15 protein-coding genes are annotated in these 14,400 nt (G+C 72.4%); 8 read left to right on the top strand and 7 right to left on the bottom strand.

Features of this window, described 5'->3' with window-relative positions; translation table 11 throughout:
• Window positions 1-65 precede the first annotated feature (65 nt).
• Complete coding sequence (locus LL648_RS07910; RefSeq protein ID WP_232661745.1) at window positions 66-1,250, bottom strand: FAD-dependent monooxygenase; 1,185 nt, start codon at window positions 1,248-1,250, stop codon at window positions 66-68.
• A gap of 58 nt (window positions 1,251-1,308) precedes the next feature.
• Between LL648_RS07910 and LL648_RS07905 the strand changes: the two genes are divergently transcribed.
• Window positions 1,309-2,001: a TetR/AcrR family transcriptional regulator gene (locus tag LL648_RS07905; protein ID WP_232661744.1), complete on the top strand. Its 693-nt coding sequence runs from the start codon at window positions 1,309-1,311 to the stop codon at window positions 1,999-2,001.
• Between the two features lie 77 nt (window positions 2,002-2,078).
• Here LL648_RS07905 and LL648_RS45095 read toward each other — a convergent pair whose 3' ends face one another.
• Entirely contained in the window at window positions 2,079-3,221 is a 1,143-nt protein-coding gene (locus LL648_RS45095) for a cytochrome P450 (RefSeq protein WP_232661743.1), read from the bottom strand.
• Window positions 3,218-4,213, bottom strand: a complete 996-nt coding sequence (locus tag LL648_RS07895; RefSeq protein ID WP_232661742.1) for a P1 family peptidase — start codon at window positions 4,211-4,213, stop codon at window positions 3,218-3,220. Before LL648_RS07895 ends, LL648_RS45095 begins: the two co-directional genes overlap by 4 nt.
• 86 nt (window positions 4,214-4,299) lie before the next feature.
• On the opposite strand from LL648_RS07895, the gene LL648_RS07890 reads away from it, so the two are divergent.
• From LL648_RS07890 to LL648_RS07870, 5 genes are read left to right on the top strand one after another with little or no spacing between them, the layout of a single operon-like run.
• A complete protein-coding gene (locus LL648_RS07890; protein WP_232661741.1) occupies window positions 4,300-5,001 on the top strand; it encodes a 2OG-Fe(II) oxygenase in 702 nt (233 codons plus the stop codon).
• Window positions 5,002-5,039: 38 nt separating this feature from the next.
• Complete coding sequence (locus LL648_RS07885; protein WP_232661740.1) at window positions 5,040-5,621, top strand: RNA polymerase sigma factor; 582 nt, start codon at window positions 5,040-5,042, stop codon at window positions 5,619-5,621.
• The gene (locus LL648_RS07880; protein WP_232661739.1) at window positions 5,618-6,382 is read left to right on the top strand and encodes a methylated-DNA--[protein]-cysteine S-methyltransferase; all 765 of its coding nucleotides are present in this window, start codon (window positions 5,618-5,620) and stop codon (window positions 6,380-6,382) included. Before LL648_RS07885 ends, LL648_RS07880 begins: the two co-directional genes overlap by 4 nt.
• A complete protein-coding gene (locus LL648_RS07875; protein WP_232661738.1) occupies window positions 6,379-6,690 on the top strand; it encodes a hypothetical protein in 312 nt (103 codons plus the stop codon). Before LL648_RS07880 ends, LL648_RS07875 begins: the two co-directional genes overlap by 4 nt.
• Window positions 6,654-7,376: an alpha-ketoglutarate-dependent dioxygenase AlkB family protein gene (locus LL648_RS07870; RefSeq protein ID WP_232661737.1), complete on the top strand. Its 723-nt coding sequence runs from the start codon at window positions 6,654-6,656 to the stop codon at window positions 7,374-7,376. The genes LL648_RS07875 and LL648_RS07870 overlap by 37 nt, the downstream gene beginning before the upstream one ends.
• Before the next feature lie 83 nt (window positions 7,377-7,459).
• On the opposite strand, the gene LL648_RS07865 is transcribed toward LL648_RS07870, so the two are convergent.
• The gene (locus LL648_RS07865; RefSeq protein ID WP_232661736.1) at window positions 7,460-8,089 is read right to left on the bottom strand and encodes a TetR/AcrR family transcriptional regulator; all 630 of its coding nucleotides are present in this window, start codon (window positions 8,087-8,089) and stop codon (window positions 7,460-7,462) included.
• 73 nt (window positions 8,090-8,162) lie between these two features.
• Between LL648_RS07865 and LL648_RS07860 the strand changes: the two genes are divergently transcribed.
• Entirely contained in the window at window positions 8,163-9,644 is a 1,482-nt protein-coding gene (locus tag LL648_RS07860) for an FAD-dependent monooxygenase (RefSeq protein WP_232661735.1), read from the top strand.
• Between the two features lie 104 nt (window positions 9,645-9,748).
• On the top strand, window positions 9,749-10,231 hold the full coding sequence (locus LL648_RS07855) for a methylated-DNA--[protein]-cysteine S-methyltransferase (protein ID WP_232661734.1): 483 nt from the start codon (window positions 9,749-9,751) through the stop codon (window positions 10,229-10,231).
• Window positions 10,232-10,255: 24 nt separating this feature from the next.
• Here LL648_RS07855 and LL648_RS07850 read toward each other — a convergent pair whose 3' ends face one another.
• The 3 genes from LL648_RS07850 to LL648_RS07840 form a co-directional block, all read right to left on the bottom strand.
• Window positions 10,256-10,999: an SRPBCC family protein gene (locus LL648_RS07850; protein WP_232661733.1), complete on the bottom strand. Its 744-nt coding sequence runs from the start codon at window positions 10,997-10,999 to the stop codon at window positions 10,256-10,258.
• 70 nt (window positions 11,000-11,069) lie between these two features.
• The gene (locus LL648_RS07845; protein ID WP_232661732.1) at window positions 11,070-11,921 is read right to left on the bottom strand and encodes an FAD binding domain-containing protein; all 852 of its coding nucleotides are present in this window, start codon (window positions 11,919-11,921) and stop codon (window positions 11,070-11,072) included.
• On the bottom strand, window positions 11,918-14,398 hold the full coding sequence (locus tag LL648_RS07840; RefSeq protein WP_232661731.1) for a xanthine dehydrogenase family protein molybdopterin-binding subunit: 2,481 nt from the start codon (window positions 14,396-14,398) through the stop codon (window positions 11,918-11,920). Before LL648_RS07840 ends, LL648_RS07845 begins: the two co-directional genes overlap by 4 nt.
• Window positions 14,399-14,400 lie beyond the last annotated feature (2 nt).

The raw sequence follows: 14,400 nt of genomic DNA, 5'->3' as shown, positions 1-14,400 counted from the left end.
CCACCGTTTTGCCTATCTGCACGCCGTTTGGGTGTGCAGGTTGGCAAAACGGTGGGGAAGTTCGGTCAGGTGGTGGCGAGGTCGTAGTCCGGTAGGTCGATCGTGCTGCTGACCCGGTGCCCTTCCTTGATCATCGCCGCCATCAGGAGCGGCACGTTCAGCAGGCGGTTGCGCAGGGTGATGCCGAGGCGGGTGCGCGGGGCGAGGAGCGACGCCGTGCTCTTGCCGCCCTTCTGGCATTCGCGGGCGTAGCCGCGAACGGTGCGCTCGTACCGCTCGAAGGCGCCGCGGTGGTCGCCCCTTGCGGCCGCGAGCTCGCCGGCCAGCACGTACGCCGAGACGACGGCGGTGCCGGTGCCCATCCCGCCGACCGTCGCGCCGCACGCCGCGTCCCCGATCAGCCCGATCCGGCCGCTCGACCAGTGGTCGACGTCCACCCTGCTGATCGAGTCGAAGTAGAGGTCGGACGCCTCGTCGAGGTGCTCCAGCAAGGCGGGCACCTTCCAGCCGACCTCGGCGTAGGTGCTGGCGATGATCCGCTTCTGCTGTTCGTCGTCGTGCCGGTCGTACTCCAGCCGCTTCGACGCGAAGACGACCAGCGCGTCCGCCCGTCCCGGCTCGCGGGGGTCGCCGCCGAGCGCGGCCATCCGCCCGGGGACGTTGTACATCAACGCCTCGGCACCGGCGCCGAAGACGTTGGGGACATCCCATCCCGCAACGTAGTAGCCGAGGTGGGTGACCTCCTGCGCCTCCGCCGGGAACGCCAGCCGGCGCACGGCGGAATGCATGCCGTCGGCGCCGATCACGAGGTCGAAGGTGCGGGGTTCGCCGCGGTCGAACGTCACGTCGACGCCGCTGCCGGTCTCGTCGAGCGCAACGACCGTGTCGCCGAAGACGTACTCGACGTCGTCCCGGCTGCGCTCCTGCAGCACCCTCGTGAGATCGGCGCGGCGCACCTCGATCTCCCCGCCGCCGACCTCACCGGGCAGCAGCAGGAGCGTGCGGTCGTGTTCGTCGACGACGCGGATCGGGCTGCCGCCGGTCTGCAGCGCCCGCAGCTCGTCCACAACGCCGAGGTGCTCCAGCGCAGCGAGGTGCGTCGGGCCGCGGAAGTCGACCGCGTAGCCGCCGGCCCGCAGCGCCGGCGCGATCTCGACGACCGTCACCGCGAAGCCCGCCCGCGCGAGGAAGCAGGCCAGCGCCGGGCCGGCGACGCTCGCCCCGGAGATCAAGACGTTCGGACGGCGCATGTTCGAACCCCCTTCTGTGTCCGCCGGAAACTGTTGCGTGTATGGTAGACACAGTTCCGTGACGGAGGCAACGGGCATCGCGGACGCGCTCTGGGGCGGACGCTCGCGGCCCACCAGAGGACCGAAGCCGGCGATGAGCGTCGAGCGCATCGCCATCACGGCAGTCGCCGTCGCCGACGCGGAAGGGCTCGACGCCGTCTCCATGCAGCGGGTGGCCGGCGAGCTCGGGTTCACCAAGATGGCGCTCTACCGCTACGTCCGCGGCAAGGACGAGCTCGTCGCGATCATGACCGATCTGGCGATCGGCGAGGCCCCGCAGCTGGACGTGACCGCCGGCTGGCGGCGGCAGCTGGAACAGCTCGCCCACGCGCTCTTCGCCGTCTTCCGCCGCCACCCGTGGCTGCTCGTCACGACGGTCGGGCAGCGTGTGCTGGGACCGCGCGAGCTGGGCTGGACGGAGTGCGCGCTGGCCGCCCTCACCACCACCGGGCTCACCGGGGCGGAACGCCTCGACAGCGTCGCCGTGCTGGCCGGCCACGTCCGCGTGATCGCGGAGCAGAGCCGCGACGGCGACACCCCCGAAGCCGCCATGGGCGACGGGCTCACGTCCGTGATGCGCGAGCACGGTGACCGCTTTCCGGCGCTCGCCGCGGCGCTCGCCGACACCACGGCCCGCGGCGGCCAGGACAACGCCCTCGACTTCGGCCTCCACCGCATCCTCGACGGCGTCGAAGCCCACATGGCCCGCTGACCCCGAACTTCCCCACCGTTTTGCCAACTTGCACGCCCGCAGGGCCGTGCAGATTGGCAAAACGGTGGGGAAGTTGGTTACGGGGTCCAGGTGGCGTGGAGTGTGGGTGGTTTGCGGAACACCAGGCCCGCCGGCGGGGGGACGTCCGCGGCCGCCAGCCCGGGCAGCTCGGTCAGCAGCACCCGGGTGCCGATCACCGTCTCCAGCCGGGCGAGGTCCATCGCCGGGCAGAAGTGCGGGCCGTGCGCGAACGCGAGGTGCTGGCGGGCGTTGGGTCGGTGCAGGTCGAAGGTGTCGGGGTCGGGGAACGTCGCGGGGTCGCGGTTCGCGCCCGCGATCGAGACGGTCACCGGGTCGCCGCGGCGGATCGACGCGCCGGCCAGCTCGACGTCGGCCGTCGCGTACCGGTCGACGACGGCGGCGGCCGGTTCCAGCCGCAGCGACTCCTCGACTGCAGCGGTCAGCAGGTTCGGATCGGCCTGGACGGTGGCCAGCTGGTCGGGCCGGGCGAGCAGGTGCCGCAGCAGGTTGACGATCATGCCCTCGGTCGTCTCGATGCCGCCGAAGAGCAGGATCGCGGCGTTGGAGACGGTCTCGTCCCGACCCAGCCCGCCCGCCACGGCATCGGCGAGCAGCGACCGGCCGTCGATCCCGGCGTGCACCCGCTCGGCGAGCGCGGCGAACGCGTCGGCGGCCTCCGGCGGCACCTCCCCGCCGGCGGTGACGTCGGAAACCGCGGCGACGAACGTCCCGTACCAGCGCAGCAGCGTCGCCGGCTCCACGCCGTGCATGCCCAGGATGTCCGCGACGACCTGCACGGCGAGCGGCCCCGCGAACGCGCTGCGCAGCTCGGCGCGACCGGCCGCGCGGAAGCCCGCGACCAGCTCCTCGGCGTGCTCGGCGATCGGCCCGGAGAACCGGGCGGCCACCTCGGCCGGGCGGAACGGGCCCACGAACGGCTTGCGCACGCGGGTGTGCGCCGGACCGTCCAGCGAGAGCATGCTCGGCCCGACCACCTGCGCGGTGGAGAAGCGCGGGTCGTCGACGGTGAACGTCGCGGGATCGCGCAACACGCGCAGCGCGAGCTCGCGGCTGGTCACGAGCCAGGCGTCGAGCGCAGGCAGCCAGGCGACGGGCTCGGTCGCGCGCAACGCAGCCAGCGCCGGGTGCGGGTCGCCCGCGAGCTCCTCGCGCGTGATCGTCTGCGCCGCGGGGGTCACGAGCGCGCCGCATCGCGGTAGGCGATCCACGTGCCCGCCGGCGTGGTCACCGTCGACGCCGCGAGCAGCGCGTGCACGATGGCGCGCGTCATGACGTCCGCCGCGACGGCCTGCAGCTCCACCAGCTCCACGATGTCGGGCACCGGCCGCGCCGCCGTGGAGAGCCCGAACGCGGTGTCGCCGTCCATCGCCGTGTGAGCCGGCGAGATCGCCCTGGCCAGCCCGTCGTGTGCCATCCCGGCCAGCCGGGCGCAACCCGCCTTGTCGAGCGTGACGTCGGTGGCCACGACGGCGAGCGTGGTCGCCGTGCCCAACGTCGGTGGGGGTGCGACGAGCTTCGCCTTGAGCACCTCCGGGTCGATGTCCAGCACCGGGAACTCGCCGGGGAGGCCGACCCGGGCGCCGTAGGGCTCGCCGGTGTCGAGGTCGGCGGCCGACCCGCGCGCGTTGAGCACAACCAGTGCGGCGACGGTGGCGCCGCTGTCGAGCACCGCGCTCGCCGACCCGATGCCGCCCTTCAGCCCGCCGACGGCGGCACCGGTGCCGGCCCCGACCACACCTTGCTCAACGGGTCCGCCGCGGGCCGCGGCGAGTGCGGCGACGCCGGTGGCGGCCACCGGGCGGGCCCCGAACGAGCCGCCGCGGCCGAGGTCGAACACCACCGCCGCCGGCACGATCGGCACCACCCCGCCCGGCACCGCGACGCCGACACCCTCGGCCTCCAGCGCGGCCATCACGCCGTCGGCCGCCGCGAGCCCGTACGCGCTGCCGCCGCTGAACACGAGCGCGTGCACCCGTTGCACGGTGTTGCGCGGGTCGAGCAGGTCGGTCTCGCGGGTGCCGGGGGCGGCGCCGCGGACGTCCACGCCTCCGACCGCACCGCCCTCCGGCGCGCGCACGACGGTGGTGCCGCTCAGCCCGTCCGTGATCGCGGCATGGCCGACGAGCAGCCCGGGAACGTCGGTCAGCGCGTTGTGCGGTCCGGCTTTCATACGATCATCCTGCCTCTCCCGAGGGCGGCGGCGCGGTGTCCGATTCCCGCCAGCATGCCTCCTGGTCGCGCGCGATGGTGGATGTCATGAGCACCGTTACGTTCCCTCGACTGGACTGGCCGGCCCTGCAGGAGCGGCTCGACGCCGACGGCGTCGCGACCACGGAACCGCTGCTCACCCCAGAGCAGTGCGCCGACGTCGTGGCGATGTACGACGAGGACGAGCGATTCCGCAGCACCGTCGTCATGGCGCGGCACGCGTTCGGCGAGGGCAGCTACCGGTACTTCGCCGATCCGCTCCCGCCGCTGGTGCAGGCGCTGCGCGAGCAGCTCTACCCGCACATGGCCGCGATCGCGAACCGGTGGGCGGAGCGTCTCGGCGAGCCGACGTTCCCAGAGCGCCTCGACGACCTGCTCGCCGAGTGCGCCGAGCTCGGCCAGTACCGCCCCACTCCGCTGGTGCTGCGCTACGGCGAGGGCGGCTACAACTGCCTCCATCAGGACGTCTACGGCGACCTGACGTTCCCGCTGCAGTTCCTGGTGATGCTGAGCCGGCCCGACGAGGACTTCACCGGTGGCGAGAGCGTCTTCGTCGAGCAGCGCCCGCGGCAGCAGTCGCGGCCCGTGGTGCTGCGCCCGCAGCAGGGCGAGGCGGTGATCTTCCCGGTGCGCAACCGGCCCGTCCGCGGCTCCCGCGGCGACCACCGCGTGCAGATGCGGCACGGCGTCAGCGCTGTCCGGTCGGGCAACCGGCACGTACTGGGGATCATCTTCCACAACGCCCGCTGAGCTGCAACGGAACGTCTCGGGATGGGGTTTCAGAGGTCATGGTCGACGACATCGACGGCGGGCTGCGGACGGCACTCGTCGCCGACCTCGACGTGGGGTTCGCGGACGTCGTCCGCGCGCACGAACGCACGCTCTACTCGGTGGCGTTGCAGCTGACACACCGTCCGGCCGACGCGGAGGACCTCGCGGCCGACACGCTGCTGCGCGCCTACCGGGCGCTGCGCGGGTACGACGCGCAGCGGGTGATGGCGTTGCGGGTGCGGCCGTGGCTGCTCACGATCCTGCGCAACACCGCACGCAACGCGGCGCGGGACGCGAGCAGGCGCCCGGCGCCGCCGCCGGGATTCGAGACGGCGGAGGAACCGAGCGCGCAACCCAGCGTCGAGGAGCAGGCGGAGCACGGCGAGGCACAACGGGTGCTGGGGGCCGCGTTGCGGCAGCTCCCGGACGTCCAGCGGCTCGCCGTGACGCTGCGGCACGTCGTCGACCTGCCGATCTCCGAGGTGGCCGAGGTGCTCGGCTGCCCAGAGGGCACGGCGAAGTCCCACATCTCGCGCGGGTTGCAACGATTGCGGTCCGTCCTACCCGCCGCGGAGCCTTCGGGAAGGGGTGTCCGATGACGGATCCGATCGAATCTTCGATGGTGTCGTCGCTCATGGGTTTGGCCGCGCAGCTGGGCGGGCTCGCCGAGCGCGTGTTCGCGAGCTGGACGGCGGCGCCGAGCCGGGCGGGTGCGGTGTTCGTGGCGTTCACCGACGTCGGGGTGGGTTTCGTGCGCACGGCCGAGTCGGTCGGCGACGACCCCGCACGGTTCCTCGACGCCTATCGCGCCAGGTTCGGCCGCCCGCTGCGGGAAGCCGGCAAGCCGCCGCGCGGGCTGCTGCCCGCGCTGCGCGGCACCGGCCGGCCGCCGGAGCTCGACCTGCGCGGCCTCACCGCGTTCGAGCAGGCCGTGCTCGCCGCGACGGCACGCGTCCCGGCCGGGCAGACCAGGCCGTACGGGTGGGTCGCGCGGGAGGCCGGCAACCCCGGCGCCGTGCGCGCGGCGGCGTCGGTGCTGGCGCGCAACCCGGTGCCGTTGCTGGTGCCGTGCCACCGGGTCGTCAGGGCCGACGGGCAGGTCGGCGAATACCTGTTCGGCGGCGAGCGCAAGAAGCAGCTGCTGCGGGCGGAGTCGGTGAACCTCGACGAGGTCGCCGCGTTCGCGCGCGCGGGCGTGCACTTCATCGGCAGCGACACCACGGGTGTGGTGTGCTTCCCGACGTGCCACAACGCCCGGCGGATCACCCCGGCGCACCGGCACGGGTTCCGGACGCTCGCGACGGCCGTCCGCGACGGCTACCGGCCCTGCAAGCGCTGCCGGCCGGGGGTGGCGGCGTGAACGCCGAGCTCGCGACGGTCCTGCGGCGGGTCGAGGCGCTGCAACCCGGGGTGGTTGCTGTCGGGCACGGGCGCGACCCGCGCTCCGTCGCGCAGGCCGAAGCGTTCGCCGAGGCATGGCCGGGCGAGATCGGCGACGTGGTCTCGTGGCCGGCGCAGGCGGCGTCGTGGCTGCGGCCCGCGACCCGGCTGGCCGCGGCAGGTGACGTCTGGGTCGTCGCGGACGCGACGGGCGGGTGGCGCGGGATGCTGCCCCGGCTCGTGGAGACGTCGTGGCGGGCCGACCGGACGGTGGTGTTCCTGCCGTGAGCGGCGGCGCGCTCATCCCGCGGGCCCGGCGGACGCTCTCCCCCGGCGCCGTGCACCTGCCCGACTGGCTCGACCTCGCTGAGCAGCGCAGGCTCGTCGAGGCCTGCCGGGAGTGGGCGCGGGAGGGCCCGGGGATCCGCGCGGCGAAGCTGCCGAACGGCGGGCAGATGTCGGTGCGCTCCTTCTGCCTCGGCTGGCACTGGTACCCGTACCGGTACTCGCGCACCCGCGACGACCAGGACGGATCACCCGTCGCGCCGTTCCCGGAGTGGCTGGGCGCGCTCGGCAGGCGGGCCGTCGGCGACGCGTACGGCGACCCGGCGCGGGCGGCCGCGTACCGGCCGGACATCGCGCTGGTCAACCACTACACGGCCGACGCGCGGATGGGCCTGCACCAGGACAAGGACGAGGTGTCGCTCGACCCGGTCGTGTCGTTCTCCATCGGCGCGCCGTGCGTGTTCCGCCTCGGCAACACGCAGACGCGCGGCAAGCCGTGGACCGACGTCGAGCTGCACTCCGGCGACCTGGTCGTCTTCGGCGACGAGAGCCGGCTCGCCTACCACGGCGTCCCGAAGCTCCTGCCCGCCGACGACACGCCCGACACCGGCCTGGCCGACGGCCGCCTCAACATCACCCTCCGGGTCTCCGGCTTCACGACAGGCGAGTCGCGCGTTCCGGAGCGGTGAGTCGTCACTTCTGGCACGGTGAGTCGTCACTTCTGGCACGGTGAGTTGCCACTTCCGGAGCGGTGAGTTGCGCGTTCCGGACGTCAGAACCCCGAGCCGGACGCCCCATCGCCCAGCAGCGCGAACGCGTCGGCGGCCTCCGCGGCGGCCTCGTCGTGCACGTCGGCGGCCGGCCGACCGTCGGCCAGCCGCGCCCAGTTGGCCCTGGCCAGCGCCAGGTGCACGGCGATCACCTGCACGGCCAGCAGCCGCGGTCGCGCGGCGGAAGCGCCGGGCACGGCCTCCGCGAACGCCGCCGCAAGCGACCCGACGTCCTGCAACCCGATGTCGGCGACCCTGCTCGCGAGGCTCGGCGTCTCGAAAACCAGACGGTGGAACGCGAGCACCGCCGGCTCGTCGCAGAGCCCGGTGACCGGCTCGCGCCGCGCCAGCCCTTCCCGGAAGTGCCGGTGCAGCGCCGCCAGCGGCCGCTCGCCGCCGGCCCGGGCGCGCACCACCCGCGCGTGCTCGCCGATGTGGTCGGCGAACCGGTGCACGACCAGGTCCTCCTTGGTCGGGAAGTAGCGGAAGAGCGTCGGCTTCGACACCTCGACGGAAGCGGCGACGTCGGCCGTCGAGACCTGCTCGAAGCCTCGCGCCAGGAACATCGAGATGGCGGCATCGGCGATCGCCTGCCGTGTCCGTTCCTTCTTGCGCTCCCGCAGACTCTCCACTGGACGAGACTATCACCAGGACAAATTTGTGACTGAGTTGCATTTGTGGCTGAGTTGTAGTTCCATCGTCGTCATGACCACCGTCTTGATCGTGGGCTCCGGCCCGACCGGACTGACGCTCGCCTGCGACCTCGCCCGCCGCGGCGTCGCCGTGCGGATCATCGAGAAAACGCCCGCGTTCCCGCGCTCGTCGCGGGCGAAGGGCCCCAACCAGCGCAGCCTCGAGGTGTTGGACGACCTCGGCATCGCGGACCGGATCGTCGCCGCGGGGCGGTCCGGGATCGTGATGCGCAAGTACTGGAACGGGCAGCACACCGGCGACACCGACCCCTTCGCCGGCATCATCACGACCCCCGACGTCCCCTTCGACCGCACGTACCTGATCGCGCAGTGGGAGCTGGAGGCGATCATGCGCGAGCGGCTCGCCGGGTACGGGGTGTCGGTCGAGCTGGGCGTCGAGTTGACCGGCTTCACCCAGCACGACGGCGGCGTGACGGCCGAGATCGCGGGCGGCGACCGGATCGAGGCCGCCTACCTGGTCGGCTGCGACGGCGCGCACTCCACGGTCCGCAAGCTCACCGGCAGCTCGCTCACCGGCACGACCAACGAGGAACAGGCGATGGTCTGCGGCGACGTCGACATCGACGGCCTCGACCGCGAGGTCTGGCACCAGTGGTTCGACGAGACCGGCGGCGTGATGCTCTGCCCGATCCCCAACACGGCCGCGTCCTGGTGGTTCCAGGCGGGCCCGGAGCGCGACGCCGCCGGCTTGCCCGTCCCGCCGTCGCTCGAGAGCTTCCAGCGGCTGTTCGACCGGCATGCACGGATGCCGGGGATCACGATCACCGACGCGACGCTGCTCTCGACCTACCGCGTCAACGTGCGGATGGTCGCCGAGTACCGCTTCGGCAGGGTGTTCCTCGCGGGCGACGCCGCGCACGTGCACCCCATTGCCGGCGGGCTCGGCATGAACACCGGCATCCAGGACGCGTTCAACCTGGGCTGGAAGCTCGGGATGGTGGCGAGCGGACAGGCCTCCGACAAGCTGCTCGACACGTACGAGGAGGAGCGGCTGCCCGTCGCGGCGCACACGCTGGACATCACGTCCGGGCGGCTGCGGGCGGCGCTGGAGTCGGTGCGAACGCCCGGCGGCGGGCTGGAGGTGGTGGTCACGAAGGACACCAGCAACCTCGGCGTCGCGTACGGGTGGAGCTCGCTCTCGCACCACGACGGCGACGGCGTGCTGGAGGCGGGCGACCGGGCCCCCGACGCGCCCTGCCATGACGCCGCGGGCGCGCCGGTGCGGCTGTTCGAGGTCTTCGCGGGCCCGCACTTCACGGTGCTGGCGTTCGGTGCCGCGGTAGCGATCGACGACGAGCGCGTCCGGACGTGCGTCATCGGCGAGGGCGGCCTCGTCGACGACGGCGGCCACGCCCGGCGCGCGTACGGGATCACGGGCGACGCGCTGGTGCTGGTGCGGCCCGACAACCACATCGCGCTGATCACCTCGACGCCGGCCGAGATCACCGGCTACCTCGACGCACTAGCGGCCTGAAGTTCCCCACCGTTTTGCCTACCTACACACCCCAGAAGGGGTGCAGGTTGGCAAAACGGTGGGGAAGTTGCAACGGGGGGTGGGGCGGTGGGGTTCTGCTGGGCATGGATACCCGCGTACAGCTGGACACCCCGCTCGGCCCGATGGGGCTCGCGGCGTCGGCACTCGGGCTGGTCCGCTGCTCGTTCCGGGCGGCGGCCAGGCCGGCGCCGGTCGATCCGCAGGCCCGCCGCTGGCTCGACGTCGCCGACGAGGAGCTGACGGCCTACTTCGCCGGCGAGCTGACCACGTTCACGGTGCCGGTCGACCTGCGCAGGCTCGACCCGCTGCACCGCCTGATCCTCGACGGGCCGCGCAGCGTCCCGTACGGGACGACCACCACGTACGGCGAGCTGGCCGCGGCCGTCGGGCTCACCGAGGACGGCCCGCGCCAGGTCGGCGTCGCGATGGCGCGCAACCCCGTGCTCGTCGTCGTGCCGTGCCACCGCGTGCTCGGCGCGGGCGGCACGCTGACCGGCTACTCGGGCGGCCTGCCGCGCAAGCGCACGCTCCTCGACATGGAGTCGAAGGTCCCCGCGCTCTGGTAGGCGGGGACCTTCGACCCGCACGGCTCAGCTGGAGCGGCCGCGGCGGACGAGCAGGATGATCAGCAGGAGCAGCGCGCCGCCGAGGACCGGCGCGAGGCGCTTGAGCACCGGGGCGCCGGCGGTGTCGAGCAGGTCGATCGCGTCGATCTCGCTCTTCATCGGCGCGCTGACGGTCGGGCTCGGCTTCGCCGGGCTGATCGGCTTGACCTGCGCGGTCGTCGCACCTGGCGAGACCCCGTTGGACGAAGGCGTCGAGGAGGGCGAACCCGACGTCTCGGCGGGCGCCTCCTCGGCCGCGGGTGCCGCCTCCGCGCTCGCCGGCGCCTCGGTCAGCTTCGACGCGACACACGACGAGAACTGGCCGATGATCTTGTCGGCGACATCGGAGATCACCCCGCGGCCGAACTGCGCGGGTCGGCCGGTGATCGTCATGTCGGTGACCATCGTCACCGTCGTCTTGTCGGGGCCGTCGGCCACCATCGTGCCGGTGACGGTCGCGCTGGCGGTGCCGTTGCCGCGCGAGTCGCGCCCGTTGGCCTCGATCACCACGCGGTGGGCGTCGTCGTCGCGGTCGACGTAGGTGCCCTTGCCCTTGTACGTGAGCGAGATGGGGCCGAGCTTGACCTTGACGGTTCCTTCGAAGGTGTTGCCCTCGTACGAGGTCAACGTCGCGCCGGGGAAGCAGGGAGCAACCGTCTCAGGGGTGTTCAGTGCCTCCCATGCCTTCTCGATCGGCGCTTCGATGCTGAACTGGTTCTCCAACTGCATGAGATCGATCTCCTAACGGCGCGGACGCCTGCCCGGTGCACGGGCAGGCGTCCGCTACGGGAACTCCTCGTCAGCCGGCGGCGGCCATAACCGCACGTCCGGTGAGCACCTTGGCCAGATGCTCACGGTAGTCCGAGGCGGCGTCGGCGTCACTCGGTGCTGCTGTCCCCTCTGTCGCGTGTTCCGCGGCGGCCCGCACGGCATCGGCCGTGGCAGGCTGCCCGACGAGGGCCTGCTCGACGCCCCGGGCGCGGATCGGCGTCGCGCCCATGTTCGTCAGCCCGACCCGCGCCTCGGCGATCGTGCCGCCGTCGACCCGGATCGCCGCGGCCACCGCGCACATCGACCACGCCTGCGCGGTGCGGTTGAACTTCTCGTAGTGGCTGCCCCATCCCGTGTAGCGGGGGAAGCTGATCTGGGTGAGGATCTCCGTCTCCCCGATCACCGTGGTGAACAGGCCCTCGAAGAACTCCGACGCCGGCACCGTGCGGGTGCCACCGGGTCCCGCGATCGTCAGCTCGGCGTCGAGCGCGAGCGCGACGGCGCCGAGGTCACCGGCGGGATCGGCGTGCGCGAGCGAGCCGCCGAGCGTGCCCCGGTGGCGCACCTGGCCGTCGGCGACGGTCTCGGTGGCCTGCGCGAGCAGCGTGACGTGTTCCTTGACGAGGTCGTCGCGGAGGACGTCGTAGTACGTCGTCATCGCACCGATCGTCACGCGGTCGCCGTCCTCGCGGATGCCGCGCAGCTCCGCGATCCCGCCGAGGTCGACCAGCAGCGTCGGCGCAGCGAGCCGCAGCCGCAGCACCGGGATGAGGCTGTGCCCGCCCGCGAGGATCTTGGCGTCCTCACCGCCCTGCTCCAGCGCGGCGACGGCGTCGGCGACCGAAGCCGGCTTGACGTAGTCGAACTTGGACGGGATCACTGGACCTCTCCTTGCGGGTTGTTCGGGTCGATCGAGCCGAGGCCCGCCCCTGGTGAGTGGGTGTCGATGGGCGTCTCCTGCGTCGAGCGGCCCTTCGCGTCCTGGATGGCCCGCCACACGCGCTGAGACGTGCACGGCATCTCGACCTCCGCGACGCCGAGGTGGCGCAGCGCGTCGATCACGCCGTTCACGATGGCCGGGGTCGAGGCGATCGTGCCGGCCTCGCCGACACCCTTGACGCCGAGCGGGTTGGACGTCGACGGCGTGCTGACCGCGCGGGTGTCGAAGCTGGGCAGGTCGGCGGCCGAGGGCAGCGTGTAGTCGACGAACGTGCCGTTGACCAGCGTGCCCTGGTCGTCGTAGTTGGCCTCCTCGAACAGGGCCTGCGCGATGCCCTGCGCGAGCCCGCCGTGCACCTGGCCCTCGACGATCAGCGGGTTGATCACCGTGCCGATGTCGTCGACGCAGACGTACTTGCGCAGCTCGACGCGCCCGGTCTCGGTGTCGATCTCGACGGCGGCGAGGTGCGTGCCGTGCGGGAACGAGAAGTTCTCCGGGTCGTAGACGGCGTCGGAGTCGAGCGACGGCTCCATGCCCTCCGGGTAGTCGTGCGCCATGAACGCGGCGAAGGCGATCTCCTGGATGGCCTTGCCCTTGTCGGTGCCCCGCACGCTGAAGGTGCCGTTGGAGAACTCGATGTCGTCCTCGGACGCCTCCAGCAGGTGTGCCGCGATCTTCTTCGCCTTGGCGACGACCTTCTCCGCGGCCTTGACCAGCGCGATGCCACCGACGGCGAGCGAGCGCGACCCGTAGGTGTCCAGGCCCTTCGGCGCGACCTGGGTGTCGCCGTGCAGGATCTCGACGTCCTCGAACGGCACACCGAGCTGGTCGGCGACGATCTGGCTGAACGCCGTCTCGAGCCCCTGGCCGTGCGGCGACGTGCCGGTGATCACCTCGACCTTGCCGGTGGCCAGCATCCTGATGCCGGCCGCCTCCCAGCCACCCGCGCCGTAGGAGAGCGAGCCGAGCACCCGCGAGGGCGCGAGACCGCACATCTCCGTGAACGTCGAGATGCCGATGCCCAGCTGGACCGGGTCACCGCTGGCGCGGCGCTGCTCCTGCTCGCGACGCAGCCCCGCGTAGTCGAACAGCTCCATGGCCTGCTGGGTGGCCTGCTCGTAGTTGCCGGTGTCGTAGGTGAGCCCGCACACCGTGGTGAACGGGAACTCCTCGTGCTTGATCCAGTTCTGTTCGCGCAGCTCCATCGGGTCGCGGCCGAGCTCGACGGCGAGCTCGTCCATGATCCGCTCGATGGCGAACGTGGCCTCCGGGCGGCCGGCGCCGCGGTAGGCGTCGGTCAGCGTCTTCGTGGTGAAGACGTTGGTGCAGGTGAACTTGTAGGCAGGGATCTTGTAGATCGCGTTGAACATGAACGCGCCGAGGATCGGCACGCCCGGCCCGACCAGGCCGAGATAGGCACCCATGTCGGCGAGCAGCTTGACGTCCAGGCCGGTGACCGTGCCGTCCTTCTTGGCGGTGATCGTGATGTCCTGGATCTGGTCGCGGCCGTGGTGCGCGGCCAGCAACGACTCCGAGCGCGTCTCGGTCCACTTCACCGGGCGGCGCAGCTTCTGCGCCAGCACGACGCAGAGCATCTCCTCCGGCAGCACGCCGACCTTGCCGCCGAAGCCACCGCCCACGTCGGGCGCGACCACCCGCAGCTTGCTCTCCGGGACGCCGAGCACGACGGTGGTCATCGTGCGCAGGATGTGCGGGATCTGCGTCGCCGAGTAGATGGTCATCTGCTCGCCGGTGGGGTCGACGACGCAGGCGCGCGGCTCCATGAACGCCGGGATCAGCCGCTGCTGGCGGAACCGGCGCCGGACGACGATCGAGTCGGCGTCGGACTCGGCCGCCGAGATCGCGTCGTCGACGCTGCCGCCGGTGCCGGCGCCCGCCGAGTCGAAGACCCAGGTGGCGCTCTGGTTGGTGCCGAGGTCGGGGTGGACGAGCGTGGCACCATCCGCCGCGGCCGCCTCCATGTCGAGCACAGGCTCCAGCGGGTTGTAGTCGACCTCGACCAGGTCGGCGGCGTCGCGCGCGTGTGCGGCGGATCGGGCCACGACGACCGCGACGCCCTCGCCGGCGAAGTGCACGGTGCTCGACGCCAGCACCGGGCGCTGCGGCGACTTCTGGTCGGGCGTGATCGGCCAGGCGTTGGGCAACCCGACGGCTTCGACACCCAGGTCGGCCGCTGTGTAGACGCCGATGACGCCGGGCGCGGACTCGGCCGCCGACTTGTCGATCCCGGTGATCTTCGCGTGCGCCAGTGGCGAGCGGACGACGAAGATGTGCAGGGTGCCCTGCGGGGTGATCGCGTCGGTGTAGCGGCTGCGGCCCGTGATCAGGCGCGCGTCCTCCTTGCGCGTGCGGGCCTTGCCGATCTCGTTCGTGGTGGGTTCGGCGGTGGCGGTCATCT

The sequence above is a fragment of the Pseudonocardia sp. TRM90224 genome (genome assembly GCF_021245725.1).
GTDB lineage: Bacteria > Actinomycetota > Actinomycetes > Mycobacteriales > Pseudonocardiaceae > Pseudonocardia.
The sequence above is the reverse complement of the archived record's forward strand: the minus strand, read 5'-3'. Positions and strand labels throughout refer to the sequence as shown.

What these genes read in the sequence shown, in the direction of transcription:
- LL648_RS07910 (WP_232661745.1), bottom strand. Translation starts at nt 1,250, where the DNA reads ATGCGCCGTCCGAACGTCTTGATCTCCGGGGCGAGCGTCGCCGGCCCG.
- LL648_RS07895 (WP_232661742.1), bottom strand. Translation starts at nt 4,213, where the DNA reads ATGAAAGCCGGACCGCACAACGCGCTGACCGACGTTCCCGGGCTGCTC.
- LL648_RS07890 (WP_232661741.1), top strand. Translation starts at nt 4,300, where the DNA reads ATGAGCACCGTTACGTTCCCTCGACTGGACTGGCCGGCCCTGCAGGAG.
- LL648_RS07885 (WP_232661740.1), top strand. Translation starts at nt 5,040, where the DNA reads ATGGTCGACGACATCGACGGCGGGCTGCGGACGGCACTCGTCGCCGAC.
- LL648_RS07880 (WP_232661739.1), top strand. Translation starts at nt 5,618, where the DNA reads ATGACGGATCCGATCGAATCTTCGATGGTGTCGTCGCTCATGGGTTTG.
- LL648_RS07860 (WP_232661735.1), top strand. Translation starts at nt 8,163, where the DNA reads ATGACCACCGTCTTGATCGTGGGCTCCGGCCCGACCGGACTGACGCTC.
- LL648_RS07855 (WP_232661734.1), top strand. Translation starts at nt 9,749, where the DNA reads ATGGATACCCGCGTACAGCTGGACACCCCGCTCGGCCCGATGGGGCTC.
- LL648_RS07850 (WP_232661733.1), bottom strand. Translation starts at nt 10,999, where the DNA reads ATGCAGTTGGAGAACCAGTTCAGCATCGAAGCGCCGATCGAGAAGGCA.
- LL648_RS07840 (WP_232661731.1), bottom strand. Translation starts at nt 14,398, where the DNA reads ATGACCGCCACCGCCGAACCCACCACGAACGAGATCGGCAAGGCCCGC.